This is a genomic window from Bradyrhizobium sp. NP1, assembly GCF_030378205.1.
Lineage (GTDB): Bacteria > Pseudomonadota > Alphaproteobacteria > Rhizobiales > Xanthobacteraceae > Bradyrhizobium.
The window spans coordinates 4,007,045-4,027,228 of the sequence record NZ_CP127385.1 but is presented as its reverse complement, the minus strand read 5'-3'; the positions used below and the strand labels follow the sequence as shown (position 1 = coordinate 4,027,228).

Annotated in this window: 17 protein-coding genes; 14 read left to right on the top strand and 3 right to left on the bottom strand. The window is 65.3% G+C overall.

Annotation, left to right across the window (positions count from 1 at the left end):
- The first annotated feature begins 1 nt into the window (after window position 1).
- Window positions 2-1,000 (top strand): D-2-hydroxyacid dehydrogenase, encoded by a 999-nt coding sequence (locus QOU61_RS37210; protein ID WP_354142541.1) that lies wholly within the window; start codon window positions 2-4, stop codon window positions 998-1,000.
- Window positions 1,001-1,161: 161 nt separating this feature from the next.
- Here QOU61_RS37210 and QOU61_RS19380 read toward each other — a convergent pair whose 3' ends face one another.
- Window positions 1,162-1,770, bottom strand: a complete 609-nt coding sequence (locus tag QOU61_RS19380) for a DNA-3-methyladenine glycosylase (RefSeq protein WP_289652811.1) — start codon at window positions 1,768-1,770, stop codon at window positions 1,162-1,164.
- A 131-nt stretch (window positions 1,771-1,901) separates the two neighbouring features.
- Here QOU61_RS19380 and lipA point away from each other — a divergent pair, with 131 nt between their 5' ends.
- The 8 genes from lipA to QOU61_RS19340 all read left to right on the top strand — a co-directional run bounded on the left by lipA (window position 1,902) and on the right by QOU61_RS19340 (window position 9,996).
- A complete protein-coding gene (gene lipA, locus QOU61_RS19375; protein ID WP_289652810.1) occupies window positions 1,902-2,861 on the top strand; it encodes a lipoyl synthase in 960 nt (319 codons plus the stop codon).
- Window positions 2,862-2,870: 9 nt separating this feature from the next.
- A complete protein-coding gene (locus QOU61_RS19370; protein WP_289652809.1) occupies window positions 2,871-3,341 on the top strand; it encodes a type II toxin-antitoxin system RatA family toxin in 471 nt (156 codons plus the stop codon).
- Between the two features lie 118 nt (window positions 3,342-3,459).
- The gene (locus QOU61_RS19365; protein WP_289652808.1) at window positions 3,460-3,819 is read left to right on the top strand and encodes a hypothetical protein; all 360 of its coding nucleotides are present in this window, start codon (window positions 3,460-3,462) and stop codon (window positions 3,817-3,819) included.
- A 103-nt stretch (window positions 3,820-3,922) separates the two neighbouring features.
- Window positions 3,923-4,330, top strand: a complete 408-nt coding sequence (locus QOU61_RS19360) for a FixH family protein (protein WP_289652807.1) — start codon at window positions 3,923-3,925, stop codon at window positions 4,328-4,330.
- On the top strand, window positions 4,327-5,772 hold the full coding sequence (locus QOU61_RS19355) for an efflux RND transporter periplasmic adaptor subunit (RefSeq protein WP_289652806.1): 1,446 nt from the start codon (window positions 4,327-4,329) through the stop codon (window positions 5,770-5,772). Before QOU61_RS19360 ends, QOU61_RS19355 begins: the two co-directional genes overlap by 4 nt.
- Window positions 5,769-8,960 carry an efflux RND transporter permease subunit gene (locus QOU61_RS19350; RefSeq protein WP_289652805.1) on the top strand — a complete coding sequence of 1,064 codons (3,192 nt, stop codon included), beginning with the start codon at window positions 5,769-5,771 and terminating at the stop codon, window positions 8,958-8,960. Before QOU61_RS19355 ends, QOU61_RS19350 begins: the two co-directional genes overlap by 4 nt.
- A gap of 226 nt (window positions 8,961-9,186) precedes the next feature.
- Window positions 9,187-9,495 (top strand): septal ring lytic transglycosylase RlpA family protein, encoded by a 309-nt coding sequence (locus tag QOU61_RS19345; RefSeq protein WP_289661606.1) that lies wholly within the window; start codon window positions 9,187-9,189, stop codon window positions 9,493-9,495.
- Between the two features lie 99 nt (window positions 9,496-9,594).
- Complete coding sequence (locus QOU61_RS19340; RefSeq protein WP_289652804.1) at window positions 9,595-9,996, top strand: C40 family peptidase; 402 nt, start codon at window positions 9,595-9,597, stop codon at window positions 9,994-9,996.
- Window positions 9,997-10,394: 398 nt separating this feature from the next.
- On the opposite strand, the gene QOU61_RS19335 is transcribed toward QOU61_RS19340, so the two are convergent.
- Together QOU61_RS19335 and QOU61_RS19330 are read right to left on the bottom strand one after the other, a co-directional pair.
- Window positions 10,395-11,027, bottom strand: coding sequence for a CinA family protein (locus tag QOU61_RS19335; RefSeq protein ID WP_289652803.1), 633 nt, complete (start codon window positions 11,025-11,027; stop codon window positions 10,395-10,397).
- A 1-nt stretch (window position 11,028) separates the two neighbouring features.
- Window positions 11,029-12,210, bottom strand: a complete 1,182-nt coding sequence (locus QOU61_RS19330) for a bifunctional 2-C-methyl-D-erythritol 4-phosphate cytidylyltransferase/2-C-methyl-D-erythritol 2,4-cyclodiphosphate synthase (RefSeq protein ID WP_289652802.1) — start codon at window positions 12,208-12,210, stop codon at window positions 11,029-11,031.
- Window positions 12,211-12,479: 269 nt separating this feature from the next.
- Here QOU61_RS19330 and dusB point away from each other — a divergent pair, with 269 nt between their 5' ends.
- The 5 genes from dusB to ntrX all read left to right on the top strand — a co-directional run bounded on the left by dusB (window position 12,480) and on the right by ntrX (window position 20,033).
- The gene (gene dusB / locus QOU61_RS19325) at window positions 12,480-13,481 is read left to right on the top strand and encodes a tRNA dihydrouridine synthase DusB (protein WP_289661604.1); all 1,002 of its coding nucleotides are present in this window, start codon (window positions 12,480-12,482) and stop codon (window positions 13,479-13,481) included.
- Window positions 13,478-14,653: a two-component system sensor histidine kinase NtrB gene (locus tag QOU61_RS19320; RefSeq protein ID WP_289652801.1), complete on the top strand. Its 1,176-nt coding sequence runs from the start codon at window positions 13,478-13,480 to the stop codon at window positions 14,651-14,653. The genes dusB and QOU61_RS19320 overlap by 4 nt, the downstream gene beginning before the upstream one ends.
- A 9-nt stretch (window positions 14,654-14,662) precedes the next feature.
- Window positions 14,663-16,105: a nitrogen regulation protein NR(I) gene (ntrC, locus tag QOU61_RS19315; protein WP_289652800.1), complete on the top strand. Its 1,443-nt coding sequence runs from the start codon at window positions 14,663-14,665 to the stop codon at window positions 16,103-16,105.
- 173 nt (window positions 16,106-16,278) lie between these two features.
- Window positions 16,279-18,645, top strand: a complete 2,367-nt coding sequence (locus tag QOU61_RS19310; RefSeq protein WP_289652799.1) for a sensor histidine kinase NtrY-like — start codon at window positions 16,279-16,281, stop codon at window positions 18,643-18,645.
- Window positions 18,646-18,662: 17 nt separating this feature from the next.
- Window positions 18,663-20,033: a nitrogen assimilation response regulator NtrX gene (gene ntrX, locus QOU61_RS19305; protein ID WP_289652798.1), complete on the top strand. Its 1,371-nt coding sequence runs from the start codon at window positions 18,663-18,665 to the stop codon at window positions 20,031-20,033.
- The last annotated feature ends 151 nt before the right edge of the window (window positions 20,034-20,184 follow it).

Below are 20,184 nucleotides of genomic sequence, written 5' to 3'. Positions count from 1 at the left end.
CATGAAGAACGAAAAATTCCACATACACTTCAACTCGCGCCGCGAGGCTCATCCGGTGTTCCACATGACGCCGGATATCATCAAGGCCGCGCTGCTTCGGCGAAAGGACCTCTCAAGCCGGATTCGCACAAGCGTCGGATGGGACCTCGACAACGCTCCGGCGATGCTGAAGACGGCGTCGATGTTCGTGACGTCCCAGCAGGTCCCGCGCAGGAACCTACGCGATATGGCGCCGAATCTGCGCTCCATTCATTTGATTGGAGCGGGTATCGAATATCTGCGGCCTTTCGACTGGCTGCCGAAGGATATCGCGATCACCAACAACAAGGGAATTCATCGCCAGAAGGCTGGCGAGTACATTCTGATGTGTATCCTGATGCTCAACAATCGGATACCGGCCCTGATGAACGCGCAGGCGCGCCGGGAATGGCTTCCGCTTTTCACGACCCAGCTCAAGGGCAAGACGCTGCTCGTTATCGGTGCAGGCCATCTCGGAGGGGCGGGGGCGCGCGAGGCCAAGCGGGTCGGCCTCCATGTGATCGGAATCCGCCGCGGCGCGAAGCCGCACCGGTATTGCGATGAGGTGGTTGGTCCGCAACGGCTGCACGAATGCTTGCCGCGCGCCGACTTCGTAGTTGTCGCGGTGCCGTCGACCTCGGCAACGGATGGGATGATCGGTGCGAGCGAGTTTGCGCTAATGAAAAAGACGGCAGGCTTCCTGAATTTCGCGCGGGCGCAGGTCGTCGACTATGGTGCGCTTGAGAAGCACCTGCGGAAGGGGCGACTCGGCGGCGCCGTGCTGGACGTTTTCGATCCCGAGCCGCTGCCGCGAAGCTCGTCGCTGTGGAAGACGCCAAATCTGCTAATCACGCCGCATTGCTCGTCTGATGACCTCACGGAGTATCTTCCGATGACGCTGGACCTCGTGCTGGAAAACGCATCGAGAACGCTGGCAGATCGCAGGCTGCTCAATCTCGTCGACGTGCGCCGCGAATACTAACCGAGTGGATTTGACATTCGCTACCCATCTGACCGTGGGTCCGCAAAGCGAGTGTCAAATTCAGAACTCCACCGGAAGCCCATATTTGCTGTTTGTCCTTCGATTCTAGCGTCCGCAAGAACATTCTGGGAAAACGGGATGCGAGCGCTAGAATCGGACCACTAGCCGCGACCGGCCGGAAACGGCTTGCTGAGGAATTTCGAGCCCTTGAGACCGTAGCGCCAGGGCAGTTCCACCGCCTTGGTGAGGCCGATCCGCACGCCGGCAGCGATCTCCACCTTCGACGTGCGGGCGAACAGCGCGATCGGCGGTCGGTCGAGCGGCAGGCCGCTATGCGCAATGGTGATGCCGAGCGCCTCGCACAATTTGCCGGGGCCCGAGCACAGCATCCGCGCCTCGGTGACGCCGCGCCGTCGCCGCATCGAAGCCAGTCCATGGGTCGGCTCCAGCGCGCGGATCAGCACGGCGCTCGCCGAGCCCTCTTCCTCGCAGACGAAGTTCACGCACCAGTGGATGCCGTAGGAGCGGTAGACATAGGCAAAGCCCGGCGGACCGAACATCACCAGGTTGCGCGGCGTCGGCCCGCGGTAGGAATGCGCGGCGGGTTCGGTGTGGTGATAGGCCTCCACCTCTACGATGAGGCCGCCGACGCCGTTCACCAGCAACGTGGCGCCGATCAGGTCGGGGGCGACCTCATGCACGCTGCGGCCGAAGAAGGCGCGTTTCAGGGGCTTGCCCAGCGGGGGCGCAGGATTCGGTTTTCGAGCCATTCTGGGGTGGAAATCGGCGGGGACGGGCGGGAACGGTACCCAATCTTGCATGTTCTGATACCGTAGGCGAGCCGGGTTGCGGCCTTCGGGAATACAGATTAGCTAAAGCAAACAGGAATTTCTCGACCACCATGGCCGTCATCATCGATACCGTTTCAGCGACCCCGCTGCGCCCGCGTCACCCCGAGAAGGTGAACCGGCCGGACGCGCTTTCGCCGGCGAAGCCGGACTGGATCCGGGTGCGCGCGCCGAATAGCCGCGGCTACGCCGATACGCGCAACATCGTGAAGGAGAACGGCCTCGTCACCGTGTGCGAGGAGGCGGGCTGTCCCAACATCGGCGAGTGCTGGGACAAGAAGCACGCGACCTTCATGATCATGGGTGACACCTGTACGCGGGCATGCGCCTTCTGCAACGTGAAGACCGGGATGCCCGACGCGCTCGATGTCAGCGAGCCCGAGCACGTGGCCGAAGCGACCTTCAAGCTCGGCCTGGCGCATATCGTGGTCACTTCCGTCGACCGCGACGATCTCGCCGATGGCGGGGCCGAGCACTTTGCCCGGACCATCCGCGCCATCCGCGCGCGCTGCCCGCAGACCACGATCGAGATCCTGACGCCCGATTTCCTGCGCAAGGACGGCGCATTGGAGACCGTGGTTGCCGCCAAGCCCGACGTCTTCAACCACAATCTCGAGACCGTGCCTTCGCGCTATCTCTCGGTGCGTCCAGGCGCGCGCTACTTCCACTCCATTCGCCTGCTGCAGCGGGTCAAGGAGATCGATCCCACGATCTTCACCAAGTCCGGCATCATGGTGGGCCTGGGCGAGGAGCGCCACGAGGTGCTGCAGGTGATGGACGACCTGCGTTCGGCCGAGGTCGATTTCCTCACCGTCGGTCAATATCTGCAGCCGACCCGCAAGCATCACGCCGTGATGCGCTATGTGCCGCCGGACGAGTTCAAGGGTCTTGAGAAGGTCGCCTACACCAAGGGATTCCTGATGGTGTCGGCGAGCCCGCTGACACGCTCCTCCCACCATGCCGGGGAGGATTTCGCCCGGCTCAAGGCGGCGCGCGCAGCGGCATCGCGCTAAGCGAACGCCATGCCGAGATTTTCCAGCAAGCGCCACGTCCAGCACCGCGCCGAACAGATGTTCGACCTTGTCGCCGATGTCGAGCGCTACCCGGAATTCGTGCCGCTGTGCCAGGCGCTGAAGGTCCGCCAGCGCACGTCGAGGGGCGACGGCACCGAGGTCGTGGTCGCCGACATGACGGTATCGTTCAAGCTGGTGAAGGAGAGTTTCACCAGCCGCGTTACGCTCGACCGCCCCAACCTGAAGATCCTGGTCGAGTACCTGCGCGGGCCGTTCTCGAATCTCGAGAACCGCTGGCTGTTCGAGCCGAAAGGCGAGGAGGCTTGCGACGTGACCTTCTTTCTCTCCTACGAGTTCAAGAGCCGTATGCTCGCGATGCTGATGGGCTCGATGTTCGACGCGGCATTCGCGCGCTTTTCCTCTGCGTTCGAGAAACGGGCGGACGCGATCTACGGGAAGAAGGCGATTTCCTCGACCTGAGTCGTGGCGCGCCGGCAACCGTGTGGCCGGCAAATGAGGGCGTCGACCATCCGCAATCTGGCGCGATCGTGATATCGGGCCTATTTGCGCCATGAGCCGGAACATGGGAAAAGGGCGCATGAGTCCGAAGAATTTCTTCAGGTGGCTGATCGCTCTCGCCATCGCGGCGGGATTGCTGGCGGCGCCCCTCGCCGGGCCGGCGATCGCTGCAGCGCATTCTGTCGCCACCATGGGCGACATGCAGATGATGGCTGACGACATGCCCTGCTGCCCGGACCAGCAGGAGCAGAAAGCCAGGGATTGCGGGGTCTGCGCCTTGATGGCGCTGTGCGTGTTCAATGTCGCTTTGCCGCTGCCGGACGCTGCCGTGCTGGCCGATCGCCAGCCCTCGCGCCGCGCCTTTGCCCTGCCGGACGATCGTCTGATCGACGGCTTGGGCGAGCATCCGCCCGACCAACCACCTCGAAACATCGTCTGACCGGCACTTCAGTGCCGGAACGCTGACGCGCGGCCAGCGCCGGACGCGCGTCTTCGCATGCCGTTCACGCGGCTTCATCAGACGTTTCGAGGACAAAGACATCATGAAGACTTCCACTATCGCGCGCGCGCTCGCCGCCGCGCTGATCGGCCTTTCCGTGACGGGAGCGCCGAAGCTCGCGCTTGCCGACATCAAGGATTATGAATTCCAGCTCGTCGAGCCGACCGTCCAGGCCGGCGCCGACAAGATCGTGACCGTTCGCCTGGTCAACAAGAAGACCGGCAAGCCCGTGCCCGATGCCGTTATCTTCGCCTCCCGTCTCGACATGGCGCCCGACGGCATGCAGGAGATGGCGACCAAGGTGACGTCGATGCCGGGGACGGAGCCGGGCACGTACCGCTTCAAGGCCAATTTCGGCATGGCCGGCCGTTGGCAGTTGTCGCTCGGTGCCAAGGTGCAGGGCGAGACCGGGACGCTCGAAAGCAAGCTCGTCGTCACGGCACAAAAATGAACCGCGCTTTCGCCATGGGCGCGGCCGCTGCGATTGGCGCAGCGGCCGGCGCCGCCGTGCTCGCGGGGGCGATCCCGCGTGCCAATCCGTTCGTCGCCGCACCTGTCGTGGTGTCGGCGGCTGCCGCCGGTGAGGGCGGTCCGGCCGTCTATTACCAGGACCCCGATGGGAAGCCGCTTTACTCCCTCACGCCAAAGAAGACGCCGGACGGACGCCTCTGGCGCGCCGTTCCGGCGAGCGCCGATGTGAGCTTCGACGAGCCTGAGGAGCCGCCGGCCGACACAAAAGCGGCTGAAGCGAAGCCCGAACGCAAGATCAAATACTACCGCAACCCCATGGGACTGCCGGACACCTCGCCGGTGCCGAAGAAGGACTCGATGGGGATGGACTACATCGCGGTCTACGAAGGCGAGGACAGCGACGACGGGACCGTAAAGCTCTCGCAGGGCAAGATCCAGCGCAGCGGCGCGAAATCCGAGCCGGTCGTGCGGCAAGCGATCAGGTCGGTGATCCGGGCGCCGGGGACCGTCCAGGAGGACGAGCGGCGCGTTTCGGTTGTCGCCCTGCGTTTCGAAGGATTCGTTGAAAGCGTCGCCAACGTCACGACCGGCGATCATGTCCACAAGGGGCAGCCGATGATGAACGTCTACAGTCCGGCGCTCTCCAGCGCCGCCGCCGAATATCTCTCCGCAATCAACGCCGGCGCGACCGGAAAGGAGTTGAAGGGCGCACGCCGCAGGCTCGAGAATCTCGCGACACCTGAACCGGCGATCAGGGAGCTCGAACGCACCCGCGATATCTCGCTCTCGATTCCCTGGCTCGCGCCGCAGGATGGCGAAATCCTCGAGCGCAACGCGGTGAGCGGAATGCGGGCGGGACCCGGTGATGTCCTGTTCAGGATCGCCGACCATCAACTTGTCTGGGTGGTTGTCGACGTGGCGGAACGCGACCTCCCTCAGGTCGCCGTCGGAACGAAAGTGACGATCCGTCCGCGCGCCCTCGCAGGCCAGACCTTCACCGGTGCGGTGACGCTGATCTATCCGCATCTCAACGCCCAGACCCGCACCGCGCGCATCCGCATCGAAGTGCCCAACCCCGACGAAGTGCTGCGGCCCGAGATGTACGTCGACGCCGAGATCGAAACAGGCACGCCAGGCCCGGTGCTCGCCGTCCCCGAAAGCGCGGTGCTCGACAGCGGCGCACGTCAGGCCCTCCTGATCGACAAGGGAGCAGGCCGCTTCGAGCCGCGCGCGGTCAAGCTCGGCCGTCGCGGCGGCGGCTACGTCGAAATCGCCGAGGGCGTCAGCGAAGGCGAAGCGGTCGTGACTTCCGCCAACTTTCTGATCGATGCCGAGAGCAATTTGAAGGCGGCGTTGAAGGGATTTGCCGAGGCCGATGGCACGCTGTCCAGCCAGCCGGTCGGCAAGGAGGCGCGGCCATGATCACCCGCCTCATCGCCTGGTCGGCCCGCAACCTGCTGCTGGTGCTGTTCGGCACCGGCTTCGCCGCCGCGGCTGGAATCTACGCGCTCATCCATCTGCCGCTCGATGCCATTCCCGATCTCTCCGACACGCAGGTGATCGTGTATACGGAGTATCCGGGGCAGGCGCCGCAGGTGATCGAGGACCAGGTCACCTATCCGCTCACGACCGCCATGCTGACCGTGCCGAAATCGAAGGTGGTGCGTGGCTTCTCCTTCTTCGGCGTTTCGTTCGTCTACGTGATCTTCGAGGACGGCACCGACATCTACTGGGCTCGCTCGCGCGTGCTCGAATTCCTCAACGGCGCCGCGTCGCGGCTGCCCGCGGGCGTGACGCCGACCATCGGCCCGGATGCCACCGGCGTTGGCTGGGTCTACCAGTACGCCCTGATGTCCCGGGAGCTGAACCTCGCCGAGACGCGCACGATCCAGGACTGGAATCTCAAATTCGCGCTTGCCCGGGCGGAAGGCGTCGCCGAAGTCGCGAGCGTCGGCGGCTTCGTCAAACAGTACAACGTGATCCTCGACCCGCAGCGGATGCGCGATCTCGGCATCACTATGCAGAAGGTACGGGACGCGATCCGCGCCAGCAATGCGGATGTCGGCGGGCGCACCGTCGAGCTGTCGGAGTTCGAATACGTCATCCGCGGCAAGGGTTACCTCAAGGGCATCGATGACCTCGGCAACATCGTGCTCAAGACGGACAAGGGCACGCCCGTGCTGCTGCGCGACGTCGCGCGGGTCGAGCTGGGACCGGATGAGCGGCGTGGCATCACCGAGCTCAACGGCGAGGGAGAAGTCGCAAGCGGCATCGTCCTGCAGCGCTTCGGCGTCAATGCGCTCGACGTCATCGAGAACGTCAAGAAGCGATTCAAGGAGATCGCGACCAGCCTGCCGAAATCGGTGGAGATCGTGCCGGTCTATGACCGCTCGAACCTGATCTACGCCGCCATCGACACGCTCAGGCACACGCTGATCGAGGAAAGCCTGGTCGTCGCGCTGGTCTGCATCGCCTTTCTGCTGCACGTGCGCAGTGCGCTGGTCGCCATCCTGATGCTGCCGGTCGGCGTGCTGATGGCGTTCGGGGCGATGAAGCTGCTTGGCATCGGCTCCAACATCATGAGCCTCGGCGGCATCGCGATTGCCATCGGCGCCATGGTCGACGCCGCGATCGTGATGATCGAGAACGCCCACAAGCACCTCGAGCGCGCAAAGCCCGGCCAGTCGCGGATCGCGATCCTGATCGAGGCCGCATCGGAGGTCGGGCCGGCACTGTTCTTCAGTCTGCTGATCATCACCGTCTCGTTCATGCCGATTTTCACGCTGGAATCGCAGGAGGGGCGACTGTTCAGCCCCCTCGCTTTCACCAAGACCTTCGCGATGGCAGCCGCCGCGCTGCTCTCCGTCACCCTGGTGCCGGCGCTGATGGTGATCTTCGTTCGCGGGCGGATCGTTCCGGAGCATAAGAACCCGATCAACCGATTCCTGATCTGGATCTATCGTCCCGTGATCAGGGGCGTGCTGCGCGCGAAAATCCTCGTCGTGCTGCTTGCGATCGGCGTGCTCGCCGTCACGATCTGGCCGGCGCGGCAGCTCGGCACCGAGTTCATGCCGAGCCTGAACGAAGGCACGCTGCTCTACATGCCGACCACGCTGCCTGGCATCTCCGTCACCAGGGCCGCCGAACTGATGCAGACCCAGGATCGGATCATTCGCTCGTTTCCCGAGGTCGCGTCCGTCTACGGCAAGGCCGGGCGCGCCTCGACCTCGACCGACCCGGCGCCGCCGGAGATGTTCGAGACCGTCGTCAACCTCAAGCCGAAGGCACAATGGCGCGAGGGTCTCACCATCGACGGCCTGATCGCCGAGATGGACAAGGCGTTGCAGTTTCCCGGCGTTTCGAACGCCTGGACCATGCCGATCAAGGCGCGCATCGACATGCTCTCGACCGGCATCCGCACGCCCGTCGGCGTCAAGGTGATCGGCACCGACCTCGTCGAGATCGACCGGCTGGCCAGGCAGATCGAGCAGGTACTGCGGACCGTGCCCGGCACCTCGTCGGCCTACGCCGAGCGCGGGCTCGGCGGCTACTATCTCGAAATCAGCCCCGACCGCTCGGCGCTCGCGCGCTACGGCATCACGGTCCAGGACGTCCAGGACAGCATTGCGACCGCGCTCGGCGGCCAGACCGTTACGACCACGGTCGAGGGCCGGCAGCGCTTCACCGTGAACATGCGCTACCCGCGCGACCTCCGGGACAATCCGAAAGCGATTGCAAGCGACATCCTCGTTGCCATGCCGGCGGGAGGGGCTGTGCCGCTCGGCGAGGTCGCAACGGTTGCGCTCACGCGCGGGCCGAGCTCGATCCGGACGGAAAACGGACAGCTTGCGACCTATATCTATGTCGACATCCGCGACCGCGACCTCGGCGGCTACGTCACGGAGGCGCAGCGCGCGGTGCAGGCGAGCATCCAGTTTCCGCCGGGCTATTACGTGATCTGGAGCGGCCAGTACGAATATCTGGAGCGGGCGATGGCGCGCCTGAAGATCGTCGTGCCGGCGACGCTGCTCATCATCTTCCTGCTGCTCTACCTCAATTTCAGGTCGCTCACGGAGACGATGATCGTCATGCTGTCGCTGCCGTTCGCGCTCGTCGGCGGGCTCTGGCTGATGTGGTGGCTCAACTTCAATCTCTCTGTCGCCGTCGCCGTGGGCTTCATCGCGCTCGCCGGCGTCGCCGCCGAGACCGGCGTCGTGATGCTGATCTACCTTGATCAGGCGCTGGCCGCGCTCAGGAACCGCCGCGTCGCCGAGGGGCGGCCGCTGAGCCATGCCGATGTTCGCGACGCGATCATGGAGGGCGCGGTCGAGCGTGTCCGCCCGAAGATGATGACGGTGGTCGCCATCATGGCGGGACTGCTACCGATCATGTGGAGCACGGGGACCGGCTCGGAGATCATGCAGCGCATCGCGGTGCCTATGATTGGCGGCATGATCTCCTCGACCCTGCTGACGCTGATCGTGATCCCGGCGATCTTCGGGCTGGTCAAGGGCGTCGGGCCGTCTCCGGATCATCCAAACGAGCCGCAGCTGCCAGCCGCGGAGGAGCCGCAGCCGGCCAAGGTGCTGATTGCGGAGCCGGCAGAATGAGACGGGCGAGGGATCGCCGATCAACGAGCAAACGCCCGCTGCAAACGAAATTCGCGCGATCCTGCGCCATGCATTGGAGAGGCCGGGAAAGCAGCCCAGCCATGCGCGTCTAGAAAAGCCCGGATTTCGTCCAGTTTGCGTCACAATTGGACGTTTTCAGGGCTTCGGGCAGGGGTCACGCACCCTGCGAGGACCCATGTATCTCACATTCATGCATCTGACATTCATGTATCGAACATTTCTGATCACCACCCTCCCGCTTCTGCTAGCCGCTCTCCCGCTCTTCGTTTCCTCCGCACAGGCCGAGACGGGACTTGCTTCGTATTACGGCGGCCGCGGTCACGGATTGACGTGCGCTCACCGGACGAGGCCGATGGGAAGCATGGTGACTGTCAGGCATGAAGGCCGCTCCATTCAGTGTCGCGTCAATGACCGCGGCCCGTTCGTGCGCGGCCGGGTCATCGATCTCTCGATGAGCGCGGCGCGCGCGCTCGGCATGATGCGATCGGGCGTCGTTCGCGTTTCCCTCGAATAACAGAGACAGCAACGCTTGGTGCACATCGCGCCGGCGGTGGCTGACCGGCCGCGTCCATTCCGGCGGCCGGTTTTTTCCCCAGCAGTGAAGGACAGAGTAATGCGTAAAATCGCTATGGCCGCGGCGTTGACTTTTGCCTGCGTCTCACATGCAGAAGCCAGAACGCACCGTCATCATTCGTATCATCATCACCGGCATGGTCACGGCTCTTCCTATGCCGGGCGTCCCGCCGCGTGGTGCGGTTGGTACATGCGAACGCAGGTAGGCCAGGACCCGGGCCCGCAATACAATCTGGCGCGCTCCTGGGCTCGTTACGGCAGCAATGCCGGTGGTCCGTCCGTCGGGGCTATCGTTGTCTGGCCCCACCATGTCGGAAAAATCGTTGGCCAGGAGAATGGCCAATGGATCGTGCAAAGCGGCAATGACGGGCACGGCGTTCGGGTTCGGCCGCGATCGTTGGCTGGAGCCATTGCATTCCGGACGGCCTACGCGGCGTTTTGAGCCGGCATTCCTCGCAGCACGGTCTTTGCGGACGATGACATCGCATCGTCCGCGGCCGGCGCGATCGACGGCGATGCAGCCGGTTCCGGCTGCTCGCAAGGGAAGGGGCGAAACTTGATCGGATGGATAGACGGGGGCGGCCTGATGTCGCCCGGCTGCGAATCAAGTAGCCTGCTGGAAGGGGTAGGAAGCGGAGAGCACCATGAAATTCGCTTCCATTGATAATATTCTGGTCGCGGCATCCCTGGTGATGTTCGCGACCGTAATGTGGTGGGGCGTGAAGATCCTCGCTTCGTGAGATCTTGATCGGCCCTGTTTTGACAAGTTCGGAGTGAGCGCGCGGACGCAACTGGTCTTGCGGTCCGCGCGCGAACTCGTCTTTGAAGGCGGGATGCAGCTCAGCCTCTTGGCGGCCGCCGCCCCTTCGCGGCATGTCGGCGCGGCGTGCGCACCACGCGCGGGCGCAAGCGGCTGACTGCGGCGCGGCGCGGCTTTGCGGCCGCCTGCGGCCCGCGTGCCAATTCCATCAGCATGCGCAAGGCTTCGATCACCGAGCGCTCGCGCACCGTGCTGCGGCCGATCGCGCCAAAGCGGCATTCGCGGTGGATGATGCGGCCGTCGCGCGCGGCGGCGGCAAAGTGCACGAGCCCGACCGGCTTGCCGGGGGTCGCGCCGCCGGGTCCGGCAATGCCTGTTGTGGCGACCGCGAGATCGACGCCGGCGCGCTCGAGCGCGCCGACCGCCATCTGGGTCGCGGTCTCCTTGGAAACCGCGCCGAAGGTCGAAAGCGTCGAGGCGTTGACGCCGAGCATGGCGCGCTTGGCCTCGTTGGAGTAGGTCACAAAGCCGCGGTCAATGACATCAGACGAGCCGGGAATGTCGGTCAGCGCGCCGGCAAGCAGTCCGCCGGTGCAGGATTCCGCGGTCGCAATGGTGAGCTTGCGGCTCCGGCACAGATCGAGCAGCGAGCGGGCCAAGGCGCTAGTGGAGCGGTTTTGACGTTCGCTGCCACTAGCGCCGCTTCCGGTCATGTCATGCGCTCCAGGGGAGGCGGATGGTGGCGCTTGCGGTGGCTGCGATCCCTTCCTCGCGGCCGGTGAAGCCGAGCCGCTCGCTGGTCGTCGCCTTCACCGCCACGCGCGAGATGTCGAGGCCGGAAATCTCGGCAATGCGAGCACGCATGGCATCGCGCAGCGGGCCGATCTTCGGCCGCTCGCAGATCAGCGTCACCTCGAGATTGGCGATGCGGCCGCCGCGCGCGGTGACGCGCTCGACCGCATATTTCAGGAAGCGGTCGGAGGAAGCGCCCTTCCACTTCGGGTCGGAGGGCGGGAAATGTGAGCCGATGTCGCCGTCGGCGAGCGCGCCGAGAATGGCATCGACCAGCGCATGCAGACCGACATCGCCGTCGGAATGGGCGAGAAAGCCTTTCGCATGCGGCACGCGCACGCCGCAGATCATCACATGGTCGCCTTCGCCGAAGGCGTGGACGTCATAGCCGGTGCCGGTCCTGATGTCGCCGAGCAGGCTCGCAAGCCGCGCTTCCTCGCGCACGAAGTCCTCGGGAGTGGTCAATTTCATGTTGGCAACATCGCCCTCAAAGGTCGCCACCGTCAATCCCGCCCATTCCGCGAGCGCCGCATCGTCGGTGAAATCGGCTCTGCCCTCGCGCGCGGCGCGGCGATGGGCGTCGAGGATGGCATCGAAGCGGAATGATTGCGGCGTCTGTGCGATCCGCAGCCGCGCACGCTCCGGCGTCGCCTCGATATCGCCGGTGGCATCGATCAGCTTGATAGTGTCGGCAACGGGAATCGCGGGGATCGCCGCGCCGGTGCGTGCCGCAGCCTCGATCGCGCGCGCGATCAGGGCAGGGGACACGAACGGCCGCGCGGCGTCGTGGATCAGGACGATGTCCGGCTTTTCGGCCGCGAGCGCCTCAAGCCCCGCATGCACCGAAGCCTGCCGCGTCGCACCGCCATTGGCGGGCCGCGCATGGCGCAGGCCCTGGGTGGCGGCCTCGAACATCGCGGTGTCGTCGGGGTTGAGCACCGGCTGCACGACGGCAATCCCGGGATGGGTGCAGAACGGCGCCATGGCGCGGAAGATCACGGTCTGCCCGCCGATCATACGGTACTGCTTCGGTCCGCCGTGACCCGCGCGCAGGCCGCGGCCGGCGGCGACGACGATGGCGGCAGTGCGTGGCGAAGGGGCCATGGGACAAATCGGAAGTGACGGCTGTGGCGCGAGGGGTGACGGCGCACAGCCCTTATCACGGCGTTGATCGAAGAACACAGCGATTGCTGTGGGAAATGCCAATTTTGTTGCAGTGCACTTGCGTTGACGCCAACAGCTGTCTAAAGTGTAGGCATGAAACTTGACTGCACAAGATTTGTGCGTAACATTTGCGGCAGCAGACGCGATGGAGCGCCTGCCGAGGACACGAGAGCTCTGTGACCAGCCCGGCAAAATCTGGCTCCAAGCCTTTGGAGATAGGCGGTATTCGGCTCGCCAACCGGGTTCTTCTCGCGCCCATGTCGGGCATTACCGACGCGCCCTTCCGGCGGCTCGCCGCAAAGCTCGGCGCGGGGCTGGTGGTCTCCGAAATGACCGCGAGCGATGATCTCGTGGGCGGCCGTCCGATGACGCTTCTGCGGGCAGAGGCCGCCGGGGTCGGCCCGCATGTCGTGCAGCTTGCGGGCTGCGAGGCCCGCTGGATGGCGGAGGGGGCCCGGATCGCGGAAGCGGGCGGCGCCGACATCATCGACATCAACATGGGCTGCCCGGCGCGGCACGTGACAGGCGGTCAGTCCGGCTCGGCGCTGATGCGCGACCTCGACCATGCGGTGAGCCTGATCGAGGCGACGATATCGGCCGTGAAGGTGCCGGTGACGCTGAAGATGCGGCTCGGCTGGGACGACCGGAGCCGCAACGCACCGGAGTTGGCGCGCCGGGCGCAGGCAGCCGGCGTGCGGATGGTCACCGTGCATGGCCGCACCCGCTGCCAGTTCTACAAGGGCGAGGCCGATTGGACCGCAATTCGGGCGGTGCGGGACGCGATCGATATTCCCCTTGTCGTCAACGGCGACATCACCTCTTACGAGACGGCGCTGACGGCGCTTGACGAATCCGGCGCCGACGCCGTGATGATCGGCCGCGGCGCGCAAGGCGCGCCCTGGCTGCCGGGCCAGATCGCGCGCCGGCTCGACGGCGGGGCAACGGAAGCAGCGCCCGCGCTTTCGGACCAGCTGGCTCTCCTGCGCACGCTCTACGACGAGATCTGTGCCCATTACGGCCTGCGGGTCGGCCTGCGCCACGCACGCAAGCACCTCGGCTGGGCGCTTGAGACCGCGGCGCGCTTCAGCGGCGTGCCTGCGGAGCGGCTGAAGGCCTGGCGGGCGCGTATCCTGACCGCGGAAGATCCGGACGGCGTGCACCGCTCGCTGTCGGAAGCCTTCGACGATTTTGCCTGGAGTGCCGCCGCATGACGCATGCCGCCGAGTACCGCGGACAGATACCGTCGGACGGCGAGGCCATCCTCAATGCGTTGCCCAACCCGGTGCTCCTGGTCGCGCCCGACGGCAAGATCGTCGACGCCAATATCGCCGCCGAATCCTTCTTCGAGAATTCCACCCAGTTCCTGCGCCGGCAGTCGCTGAAGGAGCTGGTGCCGTTCGGCAGCCCCTTGCTTGCGCTGATCGAGCAGGTGCGCAACGCCGGTTCCCCGGTCAACGAATACAAGGTCGATCTCGGCACCCCGCGAATGGGCGGTGACCGCCTGGTCGACCTCCATGTCGCGCCGCTTGCGGAGCGCCCCGGCCATATCGTGGTGATGCTGCAGGAGCGCACCATCGCCGACAAGATGGACCGGCAGCTCACCCATCGCTCCGCGGCGCGCTCGGTGATCGCGCTCGCCGCGATGCTCGCCCATGAGATCAAGAACCCGCTGTCGGGCATCCGCGGCGCGGCGCAGCTCCTCGAGCAGCAGGCCTCCTCCGAGGACCGCCTGTTGACGCGGCTGATCTGCGACGAGGCCGACCGTATCGTCACGCTGGTCGACCGCATGGAGGTGTTCGGCGACGACCGCCCCGTGGCGCGCGGGCCGGTCAACATCCATAGCGTGCTCGACCACGTCAAGCGGCTGGCGCAATCGGGCTTTGCCCGCAACGTCCGCTTTGTCGAGGATTACGACCCGTCGCTGCCGCCTGTGCTGGCCAACCAGGATCAGCTGATCCAGGTGTTCCTGAATCTCGTGAAGAACGCCGCCGAAGCCGTGGTCGATCTCGGTGCCGATGCCGAGATCCAGCTCACCACCGCCTTCCGCCCGGGCGTGCGGCTATCGGTGCCCGGCAAGAAATCGCGGGTGTCGCTGCCGCTGGAATTCTGCGTCAAGGACAACGGTCCCGGCGTGCCGGAGGACCTGCTGCCGAACCTGTTCGATCCCTTCGTCACCACCAAGCCCACAGGGAGCGGGCTGGGCCTGGCCCTGGTCGCGAAGATTGTCGGCGATCATGGCGGCATCATCGAATGCGAGTCGCAACCGCGCAAGACCACCTTCCGCGTGCTGCTGCCGATGTACAGCGCCAGCAAACACGCTGAACCAAGCCACCGCGATGACGTTCCGGGTACGCCGTCGCCTGCACCGCAGGATGCCAAATGAGGAACGACAATGCCCGCAGGTAGCATACTTGTCGCCGACGATGACACCGCCATCCGGACGGTGTTGAACCAGGCGCTGTCGCGCGCCGGCTATGAGGTGCGGCTGACCGGCAACGCCGCGACGCTGTGGCGATGGGTGAGCCAGGGCGAGGGCGACCTCGTCATCACCGACGTCGTGATGCCCGACGAGAACGCCTTCGACCTGTTGCCGCGGATCAAGAAGCTGCGGCCGAATCTTCCCGTCATCGTCATGAGCGCGCAGAACACCTTCATGACGGCGATCCGCGCCTCCGAGCGCGGGGCCTACGAATACCTGCCCAAACCCTTCGACCTCAAGGAGCTGATCGCAATCGTCGGCCGCGCGCTCGCCGAGCCGAAGGAGCGGACAGCGTCGCCGGCGGACGAATCCGAGTTCGACTCGATCCCGCTGGTTGGCCGCTCGCCCGCGATGCAGGAAATCTACCGCGTGCTGGCGCGGCTGATGCAGACCGACCTTACGGTGATGATCTCGGGCGAATCCGGTACCGGCAAGGAGCTGGTCGCCCGCGCGCTGCACGACTATGGCAAGCGGCGCAACGGCCCGTTCGTCGCCGTCAACATGGCGGCAATCCCGCGCGATCTCATCGAGTCAGAACTGTTCGGACACGAGCGCGGTGCCTTCACCGGCGCCAACACGCGCGCCTCCGGCCGTTTCGAGCAGGCCGAGGGCGGCACGCTGTTCCTCGACGAGATCGGCGACATGCCGATGGAGGCGCAAACGCGGCTTTTGCGCGTGCTGCAGCAGGGCGAATACACCACCGTCGGCGGCCGCACGCCGATCAAGACCGACGTACGCATCGTCGCCGCCTCCAACAAGGATCTGCGCATCCTGATCCAGCAGGGGCTTTTCCGCGAAGACCTGTTCTTCCGCCTCAACGTCGTGCCGCTGCGGCTGCCGCCGTTGCGCGAGCGGATCGAGGACCTGCCGGATCTGGTCCGGCACTTCTTTGCGCTGGCCGAGAAGGATGGGCTGCCGCCGAAAAAGCTCGATGCCATGGCGCTGGAGCGGCTGAAGCAGCATCGCTGGCCGGGCAATGTGCGCGAGCTGGAAAACCTCGCCCGCCGGCTCTCCGCGCTCTACCCGCAGGATGTGATCACGGCCTCCGTCATCGACGGCGAGCTCGCCCCGCCGGCGGTGGTCTCGGGTGGCAACACGCCCAACAACGTCGACAATCTTGGCGGCGCGGTGGAGGCCTATCTGTCCTCGCATTTCCAGGGCTTTCCCAACGGCGTGCCGCCGCCGGGCCTCTATCACCGCATCCTCAAGGAGATCGAGGTGCCGCTGCTGACGGCGGCGCTCGCCGCCACCCGCGGTAATCAGATCCGCGCCGCGGACCTGCTCGGGCTGAACCGCAACACGCTGCGCAAGAAGATTCGCGACCTCGATATTCAGGTCTACCGTAGCGGCGGTTAGGCTGGTCTTGGGCCGAAATCGGCTGCTTTCGGCCGATCCTGCGCACTCGCTGGGGATGCGCGCTTTCGCGCGCGTGTGCGCCGCGGAATTGTCGTAATTCGGCAACAATGTGATATGAATGCATCAGTCCGCTATTAGGCGGGCCTGACCTTCCACAGCATCACCAAGCCGGAATGACCAGCGCAGACACCTCGGCCGCCACACCGTTCGATCCGTCGCTTGTCGAATCCAAGCGCTGGTCCCTCCGGAAGGTGCTAGCGCCGTTCGCCGTTGGGCTCGCGCTGCTGTCGGCGCTTCTGACCTTCCTGGTGCTGACGGGGATGACCAGCATCGAGCCGACCCGCGAGGTGGTCAGCTCGTTCCTTCTCATCAATGCCGGCACCATCCTGCTGCTCGTCGGCATCATCTGCCGCGAGGTCTGGCTGATGGTGCAGGCCCGCCGCCGCGGCCGCGCCGCGGCGCGGCTCCATGTGCAGATCGTCAGCCTGTTTTCCGTCATCGCGGTGCTGCCGGCCGTGCTGGTGGCCATCGTCGCCAATGTCACCATCGACCGCGGCCTCGACCGGCTGTTTTCCGGGCCGACGCGGGAAGTGATCCAGAACTCGCTGATCATCGCGCGCGCCTATACCTACGAGCACGCCCAGCTGATCCGCGGCGACATCCTGGGGATGGCCAACGACATCGCGCACGCCCGCCCGCTCTACGACCAGGACCGCAGCTCGTTCCGGCAGCTCCTGACCACGAGCGCCCAGATGCGCAACCTGCCGGGCGCCATGCTGATCGACAAGGAACGCAACGTCCTGGAGACGGCGGAAACCGGCATCCAGCAGAACTTCACGACCCCGCCGCAGGATTTCCTCAGCAACGTCAACGAGACCGAGCCGCAAATCGCGGTGTTCCCGGAAGCCAATTATGTCGCGGCGGTGATCCGGCTGCGTGCCTTCTCGGACACCTTCCTCTACGTGGCGCGGCTGCTCGACCCGCGCGTGGTGGCGCAGCTCAAGCAGACCGAGACCAGCGTCGCCGAATACGCGCAGGTCGAATCGCGCCGGCTCGGCATCCAGGTGGCGTTCGCGCTGATGTTTGCCGTGATCGCGCTGACCATCCTGATGGCTTCGGTCCTCACCGGGCTGAGTTTCGCGAACTGGCTGGTGGCGCCGATCCGCCGCCTGATGGGCGCGGCCAACGTCGTCTCGACCGGCGACCTGCATGTGCAGGTGCCCGTCAACAAGTCTGAAGGTGATCTTGCGCAGTTGGCGGAAACCTTCAACAAGATGACGCAGGAGCTGCGCACCCAGCGCGACGAGCTCGTCAGCGCTTCCGACCTGATCGACAGCCGCCGCCGCTTCATCGAGGCGGTCCTGTCCTCCGCCAGCGCCGGCATCATCGGCGTCGATGCCTCCGGCAGCGTCGGCATCCTCAACCGCTCGGCGGAAAAACTGATCGGGCACGCGGAATCGGAGACGCTCGACCATCCCTTGTCGGATGTGCTGCCCGAGCTTGACGAACTGATGAAGACCGCGCGCGACGGCACCCAGCGCCTGGTCCAGGGCCAGATCACCATCACCCGCGACGGCCAGGAGCACAATTTGTCGGTCCGCGTTTCCGCCGAGAAGACCAGCCAGGCACGCGACAGCTACATCATCGTGCTCGACGACATCACGGAACTGGTTTCGGCGCAGCGCACCTCGGCCTGGGGCGACGTCGCACGCCGCATTGCGCACGAGATCAAGAATCCGCTGACACCGATTCAATTGTCGGCCGAGCGCATCCGCCGCAAATTCGGCAAGGTCATCACCGAGGACAAGGCGGTGTTCGACCAATGCACGGATACCATCGTGCGGCAGGTCGACGACATCAGGCGCATGGTCGACGAATTCTCGCGCTTTGCGCGGATGCCGAAGCCGGTGATGGAAGGCGAGGACGTCGCCGATACCGTGCGGCAGGCCGTGTTCCTGATGAAGGTTGGCCATCCCGACCTCGATATCGAGGCGGACATCAAGCAGGATCCGTTGAAGGCGCAGTTCGACCGTCGCCTGATCTCTCAGGCGCTGACCAACATCATCAAGAACGCGACCGAGGCCATCGAGCAGGTGCCGCCCGATGAACTCGGCAAGGGTCGCATCGATGTCATCGCCGCGCGCGAGAACGACGATATCGTGATCGACGTGATCGACAATGGCATCGGCCTGCCCAAGGTGGCGCGCGCGCGCCTGCTTGAGCCCTATGTGACGACGCGGGCCAAGGGCACCGGCCTTGGGCTTGCGATCGTCGGTCGCGTGCTCGAGGACCATGGCGGCCGCATCGAGCTGAAGGATGCCGCCGATTTCCGGCCCGGCCAGCGCGGGGCCTGGATGCGCCTGCGCTTTGCGGTTTCCGGCCACGCCGCCAAGGTCGAGGCGAAGGAGCAGGGGCCCAAGGAACCCGGAAAAGAGGATTCGGCAAAGCCGGAAGCGACAAATCAGCCTGCGGCTGAAACCGCGGGGCAGGTTGAGACGACCAATGGTGAAACAAAAATTCAAGCCGCAACAGGCAACTGACGAGGCAGACGGGACCCATGGCGAGTGAGATTCTGATCGTCGACGACGAGGCCGATATTCGCGACCTGGTCGCCGGCATCCTGGACGACGAAGGCTTTGCCACGCGCACGGCGCGCGACAGCGATTCGGCGCTGGCCGAGATCGCTAATCGTCGGCCGCATCTGGTGTTCCTCGACATCTGGCTGCAGGGGAGCAAGCTCGACGGCCTGCAGCTCCTGGAGCAGATCAAGCGCGACAATGCCGACCTTCCGGTCGTCATGATCTCGGGTCACGGCAACATCGAGACCGCGGTCGCGGCGATCAAGCGCGGCGCCTACGACTTCATCGAGAAGCCGTTCAAGTCCGACCGCCTGATCCTGGTGGCGACGCGGGCGCTGGAGACCTCGCGGCTCAAGCGCGAGGTGAAGGAGCTGAAGCAGCTCGCGCCGACCGCGAGCACGTTGACGGGCCGCTCGCCCTGCATGAACCAGCTGCGCCAGACCATCGAGCGCGCCGCCAAGGCCAACAGCCGCATCCTGATCGTCGGCCCTGCCGGGGCCGGCAAGGAGCTGGTGGCGCGCACGCTGCATGCCGCCTCCAACCGCGCCGACGGACCGTTCGTGGTCATCAACGCCGCCGCGATCACCCCGGAGCGCATGGAGGTCGAGCTGTTCGGCGTCGAGCAGACCAACGGCGAGCAGCCGCGCAAGGCCGGCGCGCTGGAGGAGGCTCATGGCGGCACGCTGTTCGTCGACGAGATCGGCGACATGCCGCGTGAGACCCAGAACAAGATCCTGCGCGTGCTGGTTGATCAGACGTTCCAGCGCCAGGGCGGCACCGCCAAGGTGCAGGTCGACGTGCGCATCATTTCTTCGACCGCGCGCAATCTCGAGGAGGAGATCGCCGCGGGCCGCTTCCGCGAGGATCTCTATCACCGGCTTTCCGTGGTGCCGATTCGCGTGCCCCCGCTGTCAGAACGGCGCGAGGACATCCCCGAGCTGATCGACTATTTCATGGACCAGATTTCGGCGGCGACCGGCCTGCCGAAGCGACAGATCGGCCAGGATGCCATGGCGGTGCTGCAGTCCCACGTCTGGCCTGGCAACGTCCGCCAGCTCCGCAACAATGTCGAACGCGTGATGATTCTCGCCGCCGGCGGCCCCGAGGTCATCATCACCGCCGACATGTTGCCGCAGGACGTAGGTTCCATGGTGCCGGCGATGCCCACCTCAAACAACGGCGAGCACATCATGGGCCTGCCGTTGCGCGAGGCGCGGGAGGTATTCGAGCGCGACTATCTGATCGCCCAGATCAGCCGCTTCTCGGGCAACATCTCTCGCACGGCGGAATTTGTCGGCATGGAGCGCTCGGCCCTCCACCGCAAGCTCAAGGCGTTGGGGGTCGGTTAACGAGGAGAAATTTGATCTCTTTCCGGCGTTTTCCGTAGAATCACGGACCTCTTTACCCGAGCTGAGGCGCGAAGCGGCTTGCCTAATATACGCGCCTGCCTTCTAATCGTTCCGTCTGGAACTCCCGGAGGGGGATCTCAAGGGAGGCAGG